The following is a 17,368-nucleotide window of genomic DNA, read 5'->3' on the forward strand; positions in this document are numbered from 1 at the left end:
TGGTTCCCGCACGCGCTTCGCACCGACGAACGTCATTGCCGGTGTCGCGAGGCAACCATGAGAGGGAAACATGCGCCTATCCTTTGCGGCAATACGCTCCATCCAGACCAAGATCGCCTTGATCGCCGGCTTCTGCCTGGCGCTCACCTGCGTCATCCTGATCGGCTACGGTCTGTTCTCGACGCAGAGCATGAACCAGTACGTCAACCACGAGGTGATGCAGCTGGTCGATCGCCAGACCAAGGAGAGCCTGATGAACCGGGCCTCCACCGAGGCCAACGTCATCAAGGCCGAGCTGGAGGTCGGGTTCGACGCCGCGCGCACGCTGGCGCAGTCCTTTGCGGTGTTGGCTGACGCCAAGAACGGGACCGCCACGAGCGCCCGCCGCGCGCAGCTCAACGCCGTGCTGCGGCACGTGCTGGAGCTCAATCCCGCCTTCAACGGCACCTATTCGGCCTGGGAGCCCGACGGGCTGGACGGCAACGATGCGGCCTTCAAGGCCAACAAGGAAATGGGCTCCGACCACACCGGCCGCTTCCTCCCCTATTGGACGCGAAGCGCCGGCGGCGCAATCGCCGTGCAGCCGCTGGTCGAATACGACAGCAGCGAGCGCCATCAGAATGGCCTCGTGAAGGGCGCCTGGTACATCAACCCGAGCACCACCGGGAGGGAGAACATCCTAGGACCGCTGCCCTACATCGTCCAGGGCAAGCCGGTGTTCCTGGCCACGATGTCCGTTCCCGTCATGATTGACGGCAAATTCCGCGGTCTCGCCGGCGCCGACTACAATCTCGACTTCGTGCAGAAGCTGGCGGTCAAGATCAACACCTCGCTGTTCGACGGCAAGGGCAAGGTCGTGATCCTCAACGACACCGGCCTCGTCGTCGCCGACAGCGCCGACCAGAACGTCATCGGCAAATCCGCCGCCGAGGCCGACTCGCGCTGGGCCGACAGCGCCGCCATCGTTCGAACCGGCAAGGGCACCGTTCTCGACGAGCCCAACAATCCCAACGTCGACATCTACGCCCCGATCACATTCGGTCTCACCGACACGCCCTGGTCGGTCGTGATCTCCGTCCCGCGCGACGTCGTTCTCGCCTCCGCACGGCAGCTCGACGCCTCGCTCAGCGGCCGCTCGACCAACAACACGCTGTGGCAGCTCGGGGTCGGAACGGTGATCACGGCGCTTGCGATCTTCCTCATCTGGGTGGCGGCACGGGGCATTGCCCGTCCGATCCAGGATTGCGCCGTGTTTGCCAATGGCATCGCCAAAGGCGACTTCAACCAGACCCTCACCATCGAGCAGGCGGACGAGGTCGGAGCCCTCGCCACCTCCCTGAAAGCCATGCAGGGCGACCTGAAGCAGAGCATCGCGCAGCGCGCCGAGGACCAGGCCGCCGCCGACGCCCAGCGTCGCCACGCGATGAGCCAGATGGCGGATCAGTTCGAGGCGTCCGTCGGCGGCATCGTCGAAACCGTGTCGGCTGCCTCGAGCACGCTGGAGACGTCGGCCGGCTCGTTGAGCGCCACCGCGGAGCGGGCGCAGACGCTGGCTACGACGGTCGCCGTGGCATCGGAGCAGGCGTCCACCAACGTGCAGTCGGTGGCGTCCGCGACCGAGGAGATGGCCTCCTCGGTGACCGAGATCAGCCGCCAGGTGCAGCAGTCCGCGCGCATGGCCAACGAGGCCGTCACGCAGGCACGCTCCACCACGGGGCGGGTCGGCGAGCTGTCGAAGGCGGCCGCGCGGATCGGCGACGTCGTCGAGCTCATCAACAGCATCGCCGGCCAGACCAACCTGCTCGCCCTCAACGCCACCATCGAGGCGGCACGGGCGGGCGACGCCGGACGCGGCTTTGCCGTGGTCGCCACCGAGGTCAAGGCGCTTGCCGAGCAGACCGCGAAGGCGACCGGCGACATCGGCCAGCAGATCGCGGGCATCCAGACCGCCACCCAGGAGTCCGTCGGCGCGATCCGCGAGATCAGCGAGACCATCGAACGTCTGTCGGAGATCTCGGCCACCATCGCCGCCGCAGTCGAGCAACAGGGCGCGGCGACGCAGGAGATCTCGCGCAACGTCCAGCAGGCGGCCCAGGGCACGCAGCAGGTCTCCTCGAACATCACGGATGTGCAGCGCGGCGCAAGCAGCACCGGGACCGCGTCCTCCGAGGTGCTGTCGGCCGCAAAGCTGCTGTCGCGTGACAGTGGCCGCCTGAGGGACGAGGTCGGCAAGTTCCTGAGCTCGGTCCGCGCGAGCTGAGCGCCGGCCGACCAAAACCGAAAAGGCCGCCTGGATGAGCCAGGCGGCCTCGTCGTGTTGGATGCAATGCGTCTGCTGCTGATCTCAGCGGCCGCCGCGCGACAGCATCTCGAAGCGGTAGTTGACGCCGACCATCGCCGTGTGGAGCTGGGTCTTCTGGCTGACGACGTTCGGCCCTCCGGTGATCGCGGCGGCGCCCGGCAGCGTGCCGGTCACGGTGCCGAAATCGGCGTAATCATATTCGGCGAAGGCCGACCAGTTGCGGGCGAACATCCACTCGACGCCGGCGCCGACCGTCCATCCGCTGCGGTTGAACGCCACGCTCGCCGACTGCCCGGTGGCGGTGTTGACGACCGAAACGTTGGTCCGTGTCCACGCCGCACCACCGCGCACGTAGGCCAGGATCTCAGGTGTCACGAGATAGCCGGCACGCACCGTGGCGGTGTAGAGGTTGCTCGTCCGCGTGTTCATCGTCAGCGCCGGCCCGAGCGGGCTCGACGCGTTGATGATGCCGATATCGGCCATGGCCTGGATGCCGACGACGAAGCGGTCCATCTGATAATCGCAGCCGAGCTGCAGGCCGCCGATGACGTCGCTGCCATTGCTCGAGATGGCGGTCGGAATCTGCACGGCAGCGACGGGCAGCGGCGCCACGTTGCCGCCGCCTGCCACCGGCGGCTGGTTCTGCGGCGGCGGGTTGCCATTGTTGCCCTGCGGCGGCGGGTTCGGCTGGCCGCCGCCATTGTTCGGCGGCGGATTCTTCGGCGGCCAGGGCTTGTCCGGATGATACGGCCATCCGCCATGATGGTAGTTGCCGCCCTGCTGCTGCCAATGATCCTTGTCGGGCTGCTTGTCGCCATAGCCGCCCTTGCCGTCATCATTGTCGCGCGGCTTGCCGCCCCAGCCATAGCCGCCATGCTTGTCGTCGTCGCGTTGATCCGGCTTCAGCCAGGCGTAGCTGTCACGCTCGCTCTTCAGCGGCTGCTTCGACCAGCCGAAACCGAGTGGCTTGTCGTATCCGTCGTCCTTCTTCCCACCCCATCCGGAAGCCGGCTTGTCGTGATCGTCCTGCCGATCACGGTGCAGCCAAGCCGATCTGTCGGAGTAGCCGTTTGAATGCAGCTGCGACCAGCCGCTCGACTTGTCATGGTCGTCGTCGTGATGCTTGTCGAACCAGCCGCCACCATATTTGACGTCGTTGTAGTTGTTGTCCTTGTTCTTGGATGGCGCCGACGGCCAGGACGACTTGTTGTCGCCGCCTTTCGATCCAACCTTTGGCCAGTCGTGATCCTTGTCGCCATACGGCTTGCCGGGCTGCCACCAGCCCTTGTCGCCGCGCTCACAGATCGGGGGCTTTTGCGGCGGCTTATGCGGCGGCTTCCACCCGCCGTTATTCCCGCCGGGGTTGTTCGGCGGCGGCGGGTTCGGCGCAGGGTTTGCAACCACAGGCGGCTTGACCACAGGCGGGTTGTTCGCGTTACCGACCGGTTGCTGCACGGGCTGAACGGGCGCGGCAGCGGCATTGGCGACCTGACTCCACGTCTGCTGCTGGCGTGACCAGGCCATCCCGGCATTCGCGCCGGCATGGCAGCCACTCCACCTGTAGGCGAAGACGTCGGGCGGCGGGAGCGGGGGAGGCAGGGCGAGATCAGTCGCCCAGACCGATGTCGTACTTCCTGCGAAAGTAGATAGGCAAAGGCATACGCCAAATACGCGACGCATCGAACTCACAACTCCTGAACACGTGCCGCAACAAACGGCGGCCGCATCAGGAGGGTGAGATTGTGTCGCGAACTGAATTGAAAAATGTCATTCGGAAGGAATGCAGATCGGCCCCCCGACGCGATCGAGATTCGGCTTTGACTGTTGCACGCAAGATGCAGGATTCTGGCAAAAAGAAGCAGCGCGCGACACGATTGCGACAAACGGCGCGATGCGCGATGCCGTCGCGGCTCACGAGTTCATTCGTAGACGAACGTGCGCACCGAACTCACTGGATGCGCTGCGCGCGGCCCCGCGCTCGACGGCATGCTTCCTGATCGCGCGCACCTCGCGATCGTCGTCCTTCACATCTACTACACGTCTCGATTGCATCACATCGAGCAGGGCGGCATATCGGCTGCACGGCCGCCATCGTCTTCGACGCGCCGACGCTCGGCTGTCCATGCGTGTCGACAACCCCTGCTCTTGGTTTCGCCGTTATCGCGCAGCCTGTGCGACGTCATCGATCGGGAGAGAAAGCGGCGGACGCCGCCGTAATCGCACCGAATGAGGCGTGGCTCCGTCAACGTTGCGGCAACTCATCGGGGGCGCGTGCCGCGAAGCATCCATAATTGCGGCCGGTTGTGTCGTGCTCACTCGCCGGGCTCGAAGGCCCCGCAGAGGGTGTCGATCCGATCCTGCACTCCGCAGAGATGCACCCATTTCCGCTCGTTCTGGATTGCGATGAGGATGGAACGGAGCAAGGGCACGGCCGATCGCGACCGGAAATACGGATTTGAGCTCGCCGCCAAATCGTCCGGTCATCAGCACAAGCGCCGCCTGCGCCGCCCGCGCATCATGGCTGGGCTCGCCTCGGCCATGACGACAGACTGAGGCCCGTCGGGCGGATCAGCGCAGCGTGATCCGCCGCGCCGCGCGGTGCGCACGGCACATAGCGTGTCATGCCACCATCATCACGGATTGCGCCGGGAGAACGAGATGGCATAGGCGCCGTTGCGGATGTCGATCATCGGATCGTCGGAGGCCTCGATACCGTCGGTGAGCTGGCCCGGCAGGAACAGCAGCTTCTTCTGCGCGGCGTCGCTGTCTTCGACCGCCTTGTCGATCGTCAGCACGCCGAGCTCGACCAGCTTGCGATCGTCAGGCCACGGTTTGGCCGGATCCTTGGTGTCGTCGCCGGCCGCGGCGAGCTGCGCCTTGAAGCGGAACGTCACCGGCCCCTGCTTCAGCCGCGCCGGCAGCTCGGCCATCAGGAAGTCCGGCGCGCGTTTCGCCGCGTCCTCCTGGTCGATATGCACGACCTTCTCCGGCAGCATCTGCCAGCGCACCGCCTGCTTCTCGCCGGCCTTGTTGACGAGGACGAAGGCGTTGACGCCGAAATAGGCCTCGTCGGCAAGACTGTCTGGCGTCGCGATGGTGCCGAGCGCCGCCGGCACCGAGGGATGGCTGGCGATGAACTGCTCGAGCCTGGTCGGCTTGACCGCGTTCGGTCCAGAGTCCGCGATCGCCAGGAACAGATCGCGCAACTCCGCACCGGTCGAGACGGGGAAGAATTTCAGCGAATTGATCACGAGGTCCATGTCGCTGCCATCGGCGAGATGAAACTTCACCGCCATGCCGTGCGGATTGGCGTCGCCGGAGCCGTCCGGCAGGTTCGGCACGCCGGTGGAGTCCGAGAACCGCACCGTCACCGGAATCTCGCCGCCGCTGAACAGCGACGCCTTGCTCAAGGTTGCCGCCTCGGTCGACGGCTTGAACTTGCCCTCGACCACGACGCCCTTGGCGTGATTGGCGCGAAAGCCGGCGTGCACGCCGAACACCTTGTTCATCGCATTGACGAGTTGCTCCTCGACCGGCGGTTCCTGCGCGAGGGCAGCGGCGGGCAACGCGAGAGCAATCCCGGCCAGCGCGGCAACGAGTGTGCGTATCGTCATGAGCGGCGTCCTCCTGTATGAGCGATGCAGCATAGCAGCATGAATTGACGCGTGAGCGATTTTCGAGCGCGGCCGATTGGGCGCCCATCACAGCGGCATGATCCACCTTGCGGTCTGACAGGAGCCATCACGCCCCATCACCGCTCCTTGCGGCGAGATGGCGAATGTCTCTATTGTAGCCACACGTGCCCGGTCTGCCTCCCTCCGCCCTGCGGTGCGGATCCGGGGATCGTGCCCCCTCCGACCCTGACGCCGGACGGCGCGCCCACGACGGAGTTTCGACTGTGTCCGCACCGGAAAGCTTCCCCATCGACAAGATCCACATCCCCGACAAGAAGCGCAAGGCGCTGAAGCAGGACGCGATCGACGCGCTGGCCGAAAGCATTTTGGAGGTCGGCCAGCGCGAGCCGATCCTCGTCCGCCGCGACAAGGACCATTTTGTCCTGGTCGAAGGTCTGCACCGCCTCGAAGCCTGCAAGGCCCTCGGCGAAAGCGCCATCATGGGTCTGCTGATCTCCGCCGAGGAAGCCCGCCAGCGCGAGCTGCCACCGCCGCCCGTCGATCCTGAGCGCGAGAAGATGGAGCGGCTGCGCAAGCTGCGGCTGGAGAAGGAGGAAGCGGAGAAGCTCACAACGGCGCCGAGGGGCGTCTCTGGCGCCCATGCCGCGACGCGCCCGCGCGCGCCGACGGAGACGACGAGCCGGAGCAACAGGCCTGCCACCGCGAAACCATCGCGCCCCGGACAAGGATCGTCGCCCCGGACCTTGTCGGATTGGATCAAGCAACAAGAGCGCAGCGGCGGGCGATACTGACGGTTTCAACGCGCGAGTTCCTCCCCGGCCACGGTCTGATTGAGCGGCAGTCCTTCTGGCGGGTCAGCGCAGCGCGATCCGCCCGGCGGCCTCTCCGATGCGCCTTGCGCAGCGGGATCAGGCTGCATGCAGATCGGACCGGCCTGGATCTGCCCGTAGGCGCCGCGAGTCCGTCCCGCATGTTGCTCCGCGGAGGACGGTGCGGGACGGGATCGCTAGGCAACTCGGATCAAGCCCGTCCGACTCAGCGCGACGCGAGGGAGCGCGGCAATCACTGCGAGCATGCCAAAGGCTGCGACGTTGGCCCCCACGTCCCTCGTCGCAACCGCCTTCGGCTGAAAAAGCCTATTCTCGGAGAAGATGCTCGCCGTCTGGATCATCGACTTTTTGCGCGCTTACGGGTTCGGACGCCGTTTCCGGTATTTCACGATTGCGCCGATGCGAGGTCTGTCGCTCGGCCAGGGGCTTATCGCGGCCGCCAAGGCCGATACGATTTCGATCGCGTCTTGGCCGGTCGGAATGCACGGCTTCACACTTGCCATTTCCACGGCCTCCGACACGTGCTCGGCACGCGACTGGAGGTCTACGGCTCGTGAAGGTCAGCAGCCCGGAGTTCCGTGCTCCTGGGTTCCTCACTTCCCACCCGGCGAACTGGTGGCTTCTGACTCGGGGCTCGAAGGAGAAGAAGTAGCGACCTCCGCGGCCGATCGAGGCCCGTTTGGTATTGAGCTGCGGATTGTCTCACGCCCCCCGCTATACCGACAGTGCCAGAGATAGTCCGCCATGCGCCGAGGAATTGGGTTGGCAAACCGGATGGGGGCCCTTCTCGGCCCCGAACGGGTACGGATGCGGCGCGTGGAACCCCTGCTTCGACGAGACATTCTTTTCTCGTCCGTTGAATCACCGCCGCTGCCCCGCGCTCGTCGGCCATGAATCTTGGAGCGTTGACTTGACCTCATTTGAGCAGAGGCCGCTCGGCCCGATCATCATCCTCGTGGCAGCCGCCGCCGGCACGCTGCTCGGCCTCTACGACTACCTAGCTCCTTTGACCGGGGTCACTGGCGCCCCGGGCGCGTTGCTCGTCATCGGATCCAGTCTGGCACTCGTCTTCGACGCCTTCGTCCTGTGGTTTGGTCGAAGCGGGTGGCTCTTCTGGGTGTTCTGGTCCCTCGGGCTGCTCGGCGCGCTCGGCACAATAACCGCCGCCTGCTTTCTGCATGCGTGGTGGCTGGCGGCGGCCACGGTCGTCGCACTCGTCGGATTGATTGTGACGCTTGTCGCCCCACCCCAGCCAAGAAGAGCCGTGGCATGAGAATCCGTTCATTCTGCCGTAGCGCCCCATTTGCGGCGCTTACGCTGGCGGTCATGGTCGCGCTGCCGCCGGCGATTGCACAGAACGACACTGCTCATCCGGCTGCCACCCCCGGAAGCATTCCAGGCCCAGAGCAGCATGGGCCTTCGAGCACTGGCTCGGAGCAGCCCCACAGCAATGCCGGTCGCGCATCGTCAGCACCGGGCAACGAGCAATCGGGAGCTGCCGACGCAGGCGCTCAGCTGCCGTCCGGCAGCTTGCCCACGCCGAAGCCGATCCCGCTCGTCCCGACCCATGCCGTCTGGAATACGTTTCACGGTCAGCTCAATGCCCAGAAGTACTCTCCCCTGACCCAGATCACAGCCGACAATGTCCGATCGCTGGTAAAGGTGTGGGAGTATCACACCGGCGACGTTTCGGATGGGTCGGGCAAGCTGCCGACCAGCGTCTGGTCCGCCACGCCGATCTTTGCCAATGACACGCTCTACATCGGCACGCCGTTCTATCGCGTTGTTGCGCTGGAGCCCGCGACCGGAAAGGTCAAATGGACCTTCGACTCCAAATCGACGCTCAAGGCCTTGACCCAGCCGGCGCTGAAGAACCGCGGGGTCGCCTATTGGGAGGCAGCGAATCCCGTCGCGGGCCAGCCGTGCCAGAAGATCGTCTATCTCGGCACCATGGACGCGCAGCTCTTTGCCATGGACGCGGATACTGGCAAGCTCTGTCGTGATTTCGCGAACGGCGGCGTCCTCAACGTCGATCAGTGGAACGACGTGAACAACAAATATCCGCTTTCGTTGCTTCAGCCGCCGACGGTCGCGGGCAATCACGTGATCCTGGGCTGGGCCGGCAAGGACTGGGCCTATGCTGAAGCACCGCCCGGCACCGTATTCTCGCTCGATCCGCAAACGGGCAAGCGACAATGGTCCTTCGCTACGCTGCCGCCGAAGATCGCGTCCCGCACCGGCACCGCCAATGTGTGGACGGGCATGTCGGTCGACGAGGGACTTGGATTGGTCTATCTCCCGGTCTCCAGCCCCTCCCCGAACTACTGGGGCGGCAACCGCACCGAGCCGATCCCGTTGGCCACATCGACAACGGCCCTCAACCTCGAAACCGGCGAGGTCGTTTGGTCTCGCCAGTGGGTGCACCATGACATCTGGGACTACGACATCAACTCCGCGCCGACGTTGATGGACATCACCGTCGATGGGAAGCAGATCCCAGCGCTGATGCAGGCAACCAAGATGGGGTTCCTCTTCGTCGTCGACCGACGCACTGGCAAGGACGTCTGGCCGATCGAGGAGCGCAAGGTGCCTGGTGGCGACGGCTCGATCCAGGGCGAAATCTACGCGCCGACGCAGCCGTTTCCGATCAGGCCGGCGCCGCTGCTCGACCAGTCGAAGAAGCCTCCCATCTGGTGGGTCGCCGACGCCCTCGGGCTCGGCCAATGCTCGAGGCTCTGGAAGAGCCTCAATTACGCCGGCATGTACTCACCGCCGACCCACAAGGACAGCGGCGTGCTCGCCTATCCCGACTCGGCCGGCGGCGTGCAATGGGGCGGCGTAGCCTTCGATCCGCGCGGCAAGACCGCGATCGTCAACTTCTCGCACGTGGTGCAATCCATCAAGCTCTACCCCCGGAAAGAATATGAGCAGCGCGCAGCCGGCTCGGGCAACGAGCAAGGCTTCTATCCTCAAGAGGGTGCGCCATACGGCATGTCACTCGACAACGCGCTGAACTGGCTCGGCATGCCCTGCTGGAAGCCGCCATTCGGCGAGATCGCCGCCATCGACATGACCACCGGTGACATCAAATGGCGCCGTCCCATCGGCGCCTCCCAGAAGTGGGGCTTCTACATGCCGGAGTCGATGGGATCGGTGACGATCGGCGGCCCGGCGGTTACGGCCGGAGGCGTGATCTTCATCGGAGCCTCGATGGACGCCAAGGTGCGGGCCTACGCGCTGGCCGACGGCAAGGAGCTCTGGTCCGACATCGTCCAGGCCCCCGCGGTCGCCAATCCCGCCGTCTATGAGTACAAGGGCCGCGAATACGTCGCCTTCATCGCGGGCGGCAACACGATCCTCAAGGACCAGGTCGGCGATCAGGTCGCCGTCTACGCTCTACCGTAGTGCGGCGGTGCTCGCCAGCTGGCTTGCGCTGAACCGTAGCGGAATGGCTTCCGTGCCTACGCCGCGGCGATACAGCTGCCGTCGCATTCGCTGCGCAGATGGCGCGGCCGACTGGACCGCGGCGAGGTCGCGATCGCCGGCGGGCGCATCCTCATCCCTCCGCCCGCCGTTACCACGTCTTTAGGCGAGGTCCGCCTTCATCAGGTCGCGCAGCGCTTTCGGTATGGGCTGCGCCCTGCCGCCGCTGATGAACGCAACTCTGACGTCGGCCTTGACGAGCACCTCCTCGCCGCGCCTGACCTCCTGCGCCAGCGTGATCGACGCGCCCTTCACCGCCACGGGCCAGGTGACGACGTCGAGCACGTCGTCCATACGGGCCGGCCGCAGGAAGTCGAGCGTCATCGAGCGCACCACGAAGGCGAAGCCCGGGGCCTCGCTTGCCGCCTCCGCGAACAGCGCGTGCTGCTCGGCGCCCATCAGCCGCAGATGATTGGTGCGGCCGCGCTCCATGAAGCGGAGGTAGTTGGCGTGATAGACGATTCCGGAGAAATCCGTGTCCTCGTAGTAGACCCGCACCTGCATGTGGTGGCGGCCGTCGCGGATCGCGCCGTCGAGATGTCGTTGGGTCAAGGGAAGCCCTCGATAGCCGGAAATGGCGATCGTTTCGCCCAGTTCAACGGCCAACGCAAGAGCAGGCCAGCGCGAGCCGGCTAGGACGTCACCTCGACGGGTTCCCTGCCGACGTTGACCAGCACGATCTCCGGCGGCATGCCGATCCGGACTGGCATGATGCTGCAGCCGAGGCCGCCGGAGACGATCACGTCGCATTGGGTGCGGATGTGGCCGTAGGCCAGATTGACGCCATTACGCGCGGGAACGGCCGGCGACCAGCCGAGCACGCGGATCTGGCCGCCATGCGTATGCCCCGACAACTGCAGCGCCACGCGCGGCGGCACCCGGAGCGCGACGTCGGGCTCGTGCGCCAGCAGAATTACCGGGGCGCTGTCCGTCACCTTGCGCAGCGTCGCTGCGAGATCATCGATGCCGATCCGCGGCATCGGCCGGAAGCGCCGCGCTGGCATGTAGGCCAACTGATCGCCGAGGCCGGCAAGCCAGAAGGCATGGCCATTCTTGGTGAGACGCACGACGTCGTTCTCGTAGACGGGAATACCGGCGGCCTCGAGCGCCTTCTGGGCATACGGCGCGCCGCGGCCGTCGCGCTGCACGGTTCGATCATCCCAATAATCATGATTGCCCAGGATGGCGTGCACGCCCAACGGCGCCTTCAGGCCGCCGAGCACCGGCGCCCAGGCATCGGCGTCGATGCGTCCGATGTGATGACGATGACCGGCGACGTAGTCGCCGAGCAGAACGATCAGATCCGGCTGCAGCGCGTTGGTTCGCTGGACGATCCCGTCGATATGAGCGAGCGACATCCAGGGATCGCAGGCATGGATGTCGGCGATGGCCGCGATCTTCAGTCTTAGCCCAGCCGGCCAGTTGCGTGGATGGATGTGATAGTCGGTGACGCCCAGGCGGAGCGGCTCGACGCCGACGCCGTAGGTCGCGGTCGAAAAACCGGTGGCGGCAAGACCGCCTGAGAATGACAGAAAGCGACGGCGTGACAGCATCGATAAACTCCTCGCAGCGGCTCCCTTCTCCCTGATCATTGCAACCGATTTCGGGTGCGTCTGTGCAGATTGTCAGCAGTTTCGTTAATCATCGTCCTCGCTGCCGAACAGACCGAACTGGCCGGGATCGCGGTTCGAGGGCTCGGCCAGGCCGAGATGCCTGAACGCGTGCGACGTCAGCAGCCGGCCGCGCGGCGTACGCTGCAGATAGCCGCATTGGATCAGATACGGCTCGATGATGTCCTCGATGGCATCGCGCGGCTCCGACAACGCTGCCGCCATGGTCTCGACGCCGACCGGCCCGCCGCCGTAGTTCAGCGCGATGGTCGAGAGATAGCGCCGGTCCATCGCGTCCAGCCCGGCGGCATCCACTTCGAGCGCGCTCAGCGCGTGATCGGCGATGGCGCGATCGATCGCACTGGCGTTGGCGGCCGACGCGAAGTCGCGCACGCGGCGCAGCAGCCGGCCGGCGATCCGTGGCGTGCCACGGGCGCGCCGCGCGATCTCGTTGGCGCCGTCGGCGGTCATGCCGACCCCGAGCACGCGGGCACCGCGCGTGACGATGCCTTCGAGCTCCTCCACCGTGTAGAAGTTCAGTCGGATCGGAATGCCGAACCGGTCACGCAACGGATTGGTCAGCAGGCCTGCGCGCGTCGTCGCGCCGACCAGCGTGAACTTCGACAGGTCGATCTTGACCGAGCGGGCCGCGGGGCCTTCGCCGATGATGAGATCGAGCTGGAAATCCTCCATCGCCGGATAAAGGACCTCCTCGACCGCCGGGCTGAGACGATGGATCTCGTCGATGAACAGCACGTCGCGCTCTTCGAGATTGGTCAGCAGCGCGGCGAGATCGCCGGCCTTGGCGATGACCGGGCCCGAGGTGGCGCGGAAGCCGACGCCGAGCTCACGCGCCACGATCTGCGCCAGCGTCGTCTTGCCAAGTCCGGGCGGACCGACGAACAGCACATGGTCGAGCGCCTCGCCGCGCTTGCGCGCCGCCTCGATGAAGATCGAGAGGTTGGCGCGCGCCTGCTGCTGGCCGACGAACTCCGACAGCTGCTGCGGACGCAGCGCAGTGTCGCCGACATCGTCGGAGCGCCGCTCCGGACTGACCATGCGCGCCGGCGGCTTCATTCGTTGCCGCGCCTGTATTTGTTCGGCAGCAATTCGCCGATGGTCACCGCCGCAGGCCCCTTGCCGTTCGACGGCACGATGACGCGCGCCTTGGCATCATAGTCGTGGATCAGCTCGCGGCAGGTGCCGCAGGGCGAGACCACGGCGACCTCGCCGGGCTCGCCGGGCTTGGGATGGCGCACGGCAACGATGGTCTCGATGCCGTGGTCGCCAAACTCGGTGATGGCGCGGCCGATCGCGATGGCCTCGGCGCAGACAGCGTTGCGGCCGAGATAGGCATCGATGTTGACGCCAGTGATGATGCGGCCGTCGCGCGTGCGCATGGCGGCGCCGACCTCCTGCCAATCGTTGCGATAGCGGCTCTTGACCGCTGATGCGGCCGCCTCGATCAGCTCCTTGTCCTTCTTGCTCACCATGGGGGAAACGGATGTCCTTCTGCTCGCCCGGCCGGGCGACGATAGCCTATTTCGCCAGCTCCTTGAGGCCGAGGCGAATGAGTTGCGCGGTCTCGGCCTTGTCGCCGGCCGCGCGTGACGCGGCGGCAATGGCGGCAGCCGCCTGCGGCTGGCCATAGCCGAGATTGATGAGCGCGGAGATCGCGTCCGCGATCGGCTGCGGCGCGCGGGATTCTTCGATGGCGCCGGACAGCCTGACGACACCGGGATCGACATCGGCGAACGCCGGCGCCTTGTCCTTCAGCTCGGTGACGATGCGCTCGGCGACCTTGGGGCCGACGCCCGGCGTGCGCGCCACCGCGGCCTTGTCGCGCAGCGCGATCGCATTGGCGAGGTCCGCCGGCGGCAGAGTGCCTAGGACCGCGAGGGCGACCTTGGCGCCGACGCCCTGCACCGTCTGCAAAAGGCGAAACCATTCCCGTTCGACATCCGAGCGAAAACCGAACAGCTTGATCTGGTCCTCGCGCACATAGGTCTCGATCGACAATGTGGCGGCTTCACCGGGCGACGGCAAGGCCTGCAGCGTCCGCGCCGAGCAGTGCACCTGGTAGCCGACGCCGCCGACGTCGAGGATGACGAAATCCTCCGCGTAGGAATCGATCAGCCCCTTCAGCTTGCCGATCATAGCCCGGCCACCTTCATGCGCAGCGCCTGGCCCTGGCGGTGATGGGCGTGGGTGATGGCGATGGCGAGCGCGTCCGCCGCGTCGGCCGACGGCGGCTCGGCCTTCGGCAGCAGGATCTTCAGCATCACCGCGATCTGGCCCTTGTCGGCATGACCGGCGCCGACCACGGTCTTCTTGACCTGGTTGGGGGCGTATTCGGCGACCGAAATTCCGAACATCGCCGGCGCCAGCATGGCGATGCCGCGGGCCTGGCCGAGCTTCAGGGTGGCGACGCCGTCCTTGTTGACGAAGGTCTGCTCGACCGCGGCTTCCATCGGCGCGAACCGGCCGAGCACCGCCGATAGCCCCTCATGGATCGCCAGCAGCCGGCTCGCCAGCGGCAGATCATCGGGCGGCTCGACCGAGCCGCAACCGACATAGATCAGCCGGTTGCCCTCGCTCTCGATCACGCCCCAGCCGGTGCGGCGGAGGCCGGGATCGATCCCGATGATGCGGATTGCTGCGCGAATCGGCTGGGCTTTCATGGATTAGAGATAGCCTCGCGCCGCACCGATGGAAACATAAACGGAACGCACGAACGACGTGGTTGAGCGTCCGTCAACCGCTCATCTTCGCCATCAGGGCGTCCGAGATTTCGAAATTGGCGTAGACGTTCTGGACGTCGTCGTGTTCGTTCAGGAGGTCCATCAGCTTCAGCAGCTTCTCGCCGGTCTCGTCGTCGACGGCCACCGTGTTCTGCGGCTTCCAGGTCAGCGCCGCCTTGCGCGGCTCGCCGAACTTGGCTTCGAGGTTCTTGGCGACTTCATGGAAACTGTCCGGCGAGGCATAGACCTCGTGGCCGCCCTCGCCCGAGATCACATCGTCGGCGCCGGCCTCGATCGCGGCGTCCAGCACGGCATCGTCGGAGGCGACGCTGCGGTCGAATTCGATGATGCCGACGCGGTCGAACATGAACGAGACCGAGCCGGTCTCGCCGAGGTTGCCGCCTGATTTGGTGAAGAAGGAGCGGATGTCGGACGCGGCGCGGTTGCGGTTGTCGGTCAGCGCCTCGACGATGACGGCGACGCCGCCCGGGCCGTAGCCCTCGTAGCGGATCTCGGCATAGTTGTCGCCCTCGCCGCCGAGCGCCTTCTTGATGGCCCGCTCGATGTTGTCCTTGGGCATGTTCTCGGCCCGGGCGGCGACCACGGCGGCGCGCAGCCGCGGGTTCATCGCCGGATCGGGCGTGCCGAGCTTGGCGGCGACGGTAATTTCGCGCGCCAGCTTGCCGAACAGCTTGGACTTCATCGCATCCTGCCGGCCCTTGCGATGCATGATGTTCTTGAATTGGGAATGGCCGGCCATGCGAGGTCTCTTGCAATCGTAGGGGATCAGGTGGGGAAGCGCGGCCTTATAGGCCGGGAATCGTCAAAATCAAAGATTTGAGGTAGTTTCAGGGTGGCTGCCCCCTCCTCGGAGAGCCAGTTGGCTGCCCCGCACCATAAGCCAAATGTTAACCATGGCTTCACAGTCAAGTGCAACGATGCCGCCCCTCTGCACCTTTTCACCCGCACCGGGGCCTACCCCATGGCGTTTGGTTTCTTTGCAAGGCGAGCCTCTGCGCCCGAGCCGGTGGCCGAACCGAAGCCGGTGGCCGCGCCGGAGCCGCTGGCGTCGTCGGATGCCGATTCGGCCAAGGCCATCCTCGACCTGCTGGAGCTGGAACTCGGCGGCATGATTCGCCAGCTGGAGCGCGCCGCCGATGCGGTCGCCAGCGGCGCCGAGGCGACGGCGGGGACGCTGACGGACATTCGCCAGCGCGCCGATGCGCTGAGCGGACGCAGCAGCACCGCGCAAGGAACGGCGGCGACGTTCGCCCACGCCGCAGAGAAGGTGACCCAGTCCGCCCACGGTATCCGTGCCCAGGTCCAGGACGCCGGCCAGCTCGCCGACCAGGCCAGCGCCGCCGCCTCGGAAGCCCGGGCCAACGTCGACCGCCTGCGCGAATCCTCGGCGGCGATCGGCAACGTCGTCAACCTGATCTCCCAGATCGCGCGCCAGACCACCTTGCTCGCGCTCAACTCGACCATCGAGGCCGCCCGCGCCGGCGAGGCCGGCCGCGGCTTCGCGGTGGTGGCCACCGAGGTCAAGGCGCTTGCCGTCCAGACCCAGAACGCGACCGAGGAGATCACCCGCAAGATCGAGGCACTGCAGAAGGACGCCGCCGGCTCGGCCGAGGCCGTCCACCGCATCTCCCAGGCGATCGAGGCGATCCGCCCCGTCTTCACCAACGTCAACGGCGCCGTCGCCGAGCAGAACCAGACCACCGGCGAGATGTCGAACAATGCGGCCCAGGCCTCGCAGTTCATATCCTCGGTGGTCGACAGCGCCGCAGACATCAGCAACGCCACCCAGCAGGCCGAGAGCTATGGCGAGCGCGTCACGAACGCCGGCCGCGCCGTGACCATGTACGCCCAGAAGCTGAAGGCGCGCTGCGCCGTGCTGCTGCGGCAGGGCGATCGGCCCGTGCGCAGCGGCAGCGAGCGTCTGCCCTGTCACCTCAAGCTCGAGATCAAGTCGGGCGCACGCACGATCGGTGCGCCGGTCTATGAGATTTCCAACGACGGCCTTCTGATCACCGGCCCGGATGCGAGCCGCCTGCCCGTGAACGAGCGTCTCGACGCCGTGCTGGAGGACGTCGGTCCGTGCCGCCTGCGCGTCACCGAGCAGGTCAAGGCCGGCGCCCAGGCGCGGTTCGATGCGCCAAGCGCCGAGCTGCGCGAGAAGATCGAGGACAAGCTCTGGGCGCTGCATGAGGAGAACAACGAGTTCGTCACCCGCGCCATGGAAGCCGGCACCGAGCTGAACCGGATGTTCGAGAGCGCCGTTGCGCGCGGCGAGATCACGCTCGAGGACATGTTCGATACCAACTATGTCGAGATCCCCGGCACCAATCCGCAGCAGCACCGCAGCCGGATCCTCGACTGGGCCGAGCGCGTGCTGCCGTCGTTCCAGGAGGCCTTCCTCGCCAAGGACCAGCGCATGGCGTTCTGCGTCGCGATCGACCGCAACGGCTATCTGCCGGTGCACAACCGGATCTATTCGCATCCGCAGCGGCCGGGCGATACGGCCTTCAACACCGCCAACAGCCGCAACCGCCGCATCTTCAACGATCCGGCCGGGCTCGCGGCAGGCCGCAACCAGCGGCCCTATCTGATCCAGAGCTACGCGCGCGACATGGGCAACGGCAACACCATCATGATGCGCGAAATCGACGTGCCGATCCGGGTTCGCGGCCGGCACTGGGGCGGCTTCCGCACCGCCTACAAATTGTGAGCCAAGCCGTGATTTTCTGATCCTTTCAAGCCCGGG

16 protein-coding genes are annotated in these 17,368 nt (G+C 66.1%); 7 read left to right on the forward strand and 9 right to left on the reverse strand.

From position 1 onward, the window contains the following. Nucleotides 1-70 precede the first annotated feature (70 nt). Complete coding sequence (locus QW863_RS13000) at nucleotides 71-2,260, forward strand: methyl-accepting chemotaxis protein (RefSeq protein ID WP_315713936.1); 2,190 nt, start codon at nucleotides 71-73, stop codon at nucleotides 2,258-2,260. Nucleotides 2,261-2,344: 84 nt separating this feature from the next. Here QW863_RS13000 and QW863_RS13005 read toward each other — a convergent pair whose 3' ends face one another. Next, nucleotides 2,345-3,826 (reverse strand): outer membrane protein, encoded by a 1,482-nt coding sequence (locus QW863_RS13005; RefSeq protein WP_315713935.1) that lies wholly within the window; start codon nucleotides 3,824-3,826, stop codon nucleotides 2,345-2,347. Nucleotides 3,827-4,711: 885 nt separating this feature from the next. On the opposite strand from QW863_RS13005, the gene QW863_RS13010 reads away from it, so the two are divergent. Continuing rightward, nucleotides 4,712-4,855, forward strand: a complete 144-nt coding sequence (locus QW863_RS13010; RefSeq protein ID WP_315713934.1) for a hypothetical protein — start codon at nucleotides 4,712-4,714, stop codon at nucleotides 4,853-4,855. Between the two features lie 80 nt (nucleotides 4,856-4,935). Here the strand turns inward: QW863_RS13010 and QW863_RS13015 are convergent, their stop codons facing one another. Then, on the reverse strand, nucleotides 4,936-5,916 hold the full coding sequence (locus QW863_RS13015) for a catalase family peroxidase (protein ID WP_315713933.1): 981 nt from the start codon (nucleotides 5,914-5,916) through the stop codon (nucleotides 4,936-4,938). 284 nt (nucleotides 5,917-6,200) lie between these two features. Here QW863_RS13015 and QW863_RS13020 point away from each other — a divergent pair, with 284 nt between their 5' ends. The 4 genes from QW863_RS13020 to QW863_RS13035 all read left to right on the forward strand — a co-directional run bounded on the left by QW863_RS13020 (nucleotide 6,201) and on the right by QW863_RS13035 (nucleotide 10,172). Next, the gene (locus tag QW863_RS13020; protein ID WP_315713932.1) at nucleotides 6,201-6,728 is read left to right on the forward strand and encodes a ParB N-terminal domain-containing protein; all 528 of its coding nucleotides are present in this window, start codon (nucleotides 6,201-6,203) and stop codon (nucleotides 6,726-6,728) included. Between the two features lie 360 nt (nucleotides 6,729-7,088). Continuing rightward, entirely contained in the window at nucleotides 7,089-7,505 is a 417-nt protein-coding gene (locus tag QW863_RS13025; protein ID WP_315713931.1) for a DUF4396 domain-containing protein, read from the forward strand. 172 nt (nucleotides 7,506-7,677) lie between these two features. Continuing rightward, entirely contained in the window at nucleotides 7,678-8,040 is a 363-nt protein-coding gene (locus QW863_RS13030) for a hypothetical protein (protein WP_315713930.1), read from the forward strand. A 257-nt stretch (nucleotides 8,041-8,297) separates the two neighbouring features. Further along, nucleotides 8,298-10,172: a pyrroloquinoline quinone-dependent dehydrogenase gene (locus tag QW863_RS13035; RefSeq protein ID WP_315713929.1), complete on the forward strand. Its 1,875-nt coding sequence runs from the start codon at nucleotides 8,298-8,300 to the stop codon at nucleotides 10,170-10,172. A 180-nt stretch (nucleotides 10,173-10,352) separates the two neighbouring features. Here the strand turns inward: QW863_RS13035 and ybgC are convergent, their stop codons facing one another. The 7 genes from ybgC to QW863_RS13070 all read right to left on the reverse strand — a co-directional run bounded on the left by ybgC (nucleotide 10,353) and on the right by QW863_RS13070 (nucleotide 15,361). After that, nucleotides 10,353-10,802 (reverse strand): tol-pal system-associated acyl-CoA thioesterase, encoded by a 450-nt coding sequence (gene ybgC / locus QW863_RS13040; RefSeq protein ID WP_315713928.1) that lies wholly within the window; start codon nucleotides 10,800-10,802, stop codon nucleotides 10,353-10,355. 80 nt (nucleotides 10,803-10,882) lie between these two features. Beyond that, entirely contained in the window at nucleotides 10,883-11,803 is a 921-nt protein-coding gene (locus tag QW863_RS13045; protein ID WP_315713927.1) for a metallophosphoesterase, read from the reverse strand. A gap of 84 nt (nucleotides 11,804-11,887) precedes the next feature. Further along, nucleotides 11,888-12,937 (reverse strand): Holliday junction branch migration DNA helicase RuvB, encoded by a 1,050-nt coding sequence (gene ruvB, locus QW863_RS13050; RefSeq protein WP_315713926.1) that lies wholly within the window; start codon nucleotides 12,935-12,937, stop codon nucleotides 11,888-11,890. Further along, a complete protein-coding gene (locus QW863_RS13055) occupies nucleotides 12,934-13,353 on the reverse strand; it encodes a cytidine deaminase (RefSeq protein ID WP_315713925.1) in 420 nt (139 codons plus the stop codon). The genes ruvB and QW863_RS13055 overlap by 4 nt, the downstream gene beginning before the upstream one ends. A gap of 46 nt (nucleotides 13,354-13,399) precedes the next feature. After that, a complete protein-coding gene (ruvA, locus tag QW863_RS13060) occupies nucleotides 13,400-14,017 on the reverse strand; it encodes a Holliday junction branch migration protein RuvA (RefSeq protein ID WP_008961684.1) in 618 nt (205 codons plus the stop codon). Beyond that, complete coding sequence (ruvC, locus tag QW863_RS13065) at nucleotides 14,014-14,541, reverse strand: crossover junction endodeoxyribonuclease RuvC (RefSeq protein ID WP_315713924.1); 528 nt, start codon at nucleotides 14,539-14,541, stop codon at nucleotides 14,014-14,016. The genes ruvA and ruvC overlap by 4 nt, the downstream gene beginning before the upstream one ends. Before the next feature lie 73 nt (nucleotides 14,542-14,614). Further along, on the reverse strand, nucleotides 14,615-15,361 hold the full coding sequence (locus QW863_RS13070; protein ID WP_315713923.1) for a YebC/PmpR family DNA-binding transcriptional regulator: 747 nt from the start codon (nucleotides 15,359-15,361) through the stop codon (nucleotides 14,615-14,617). 222 nt (nucleotides 15,362-15,583) lie between these two features. Between QW863_RS13070 and QW863_RS13075 the strand changes: the two genes are divergently transcribed. Beyond that, a complete protein-coding gene (locus tag QW863_RS13075) occupies nucleotides 15,584-17,332 on the forward strand; it encodes a methyl-accepting chemotaxis protein (RefSeq protein WP_315713922.1) in 1,749 nt (582 codons plus the stop codon). Nucleotides 17,333-17,368: the final 36 nt, after the last annotated feature.

This window comes from Bradyrhizobium sp. SZCCHNR1017, assembly GCF_032381375.1.
GTDB lineage: Bacteria > Pseudomonadota > Alphaproteobacteria > Rhizobiales > Xanthobacteraceae > Bradyrhizobium.

Bases quoted from the DNA above. Each gene is read 5' to 3' on its own strand.
- QW863_RS13055 (WP_315713925.1), bottom strand. From the start codon at position 13,353: ATGGTGAGCAAGAAGGACAAGGAGCTGATCGAGGCGGCCGCATCAGCG.
- ruvB (WP_315713926.1), bottom strand. From the start codon at position 12,937: ATGAAGCCGCCGGCGCGCATGGTCAGTCCGGAGCGGCGCTCCGACGAT.
- ruvA (WP_008961684.1), bottom strand. From the start codon at position 14,017: ATGATCGGCAAGCTGAAGGGGCTGATCGATTCCTACGCGGAGGATTTC.
- QW863_RS13000 (WP_315713936.1), top strand. From the start codon at position 71: ATGCGCCTATCCTTTGCGGCAATACGCTCCATCCAGACCAAGATCGCC.
- ruvC (WP_315713924.1), bottom strand. From the start codon at position 14,541: ATGAAAGCCCAGCCGATTCGCGCAGCAATCCGCATCATCGGGATCGAT.
- QW863_RS13045 (WP_315713927.1), bottom strand. From the start codon at position 11,803: ATGCTGTCACGCCGTCGCTTTCTGTCATTCTCAGGCGGTCTTGCCGCC.
- QW863_RS13070 (WP_315713923.1), bottom strand. From the start codon at position 15,361: ATGGCCGGCCATTCCCAATTCAAGAACATCATGCATCGCAAGGGCCGG.
- QW863_RS13010 (WP_315713934.1), top strand. From the start codon at position 4,712: ATGGAACGGAGCAAGGGCACGGCCGATCGCGACCGGAAATACGGATTT.
- QW863_RS13025 (WP_315713931.1), top strand. From the start codon at position 7,089: ATGCTCGCCGTCTGGATCATCGACTTTTTGCGCGCTTACGGGTTCGGA.
- QW863_RS13015 (WP_315713933.1), bottom strand. From the start codon at position 5,916: ATGACGATACGCACACTCGTTGCCGCGCTGGCCGGGATTGCTCTCGCG.
- QW863_RS13075 (WP_315713922.1), top strand. From the start codon at position 15,584: ATGGCGTTTGGTTTCTTTGCAAGGCGAGCCTCTGCGCCCGAGCCGGTG.
- QW863_RS13005 (WP_315713935.1), bottom strand. From the start codon at position 3,826: ATGGCCTGGTCACGCCAGCAGCAGACGTGGAGTCAGGTCGCCAATGCC.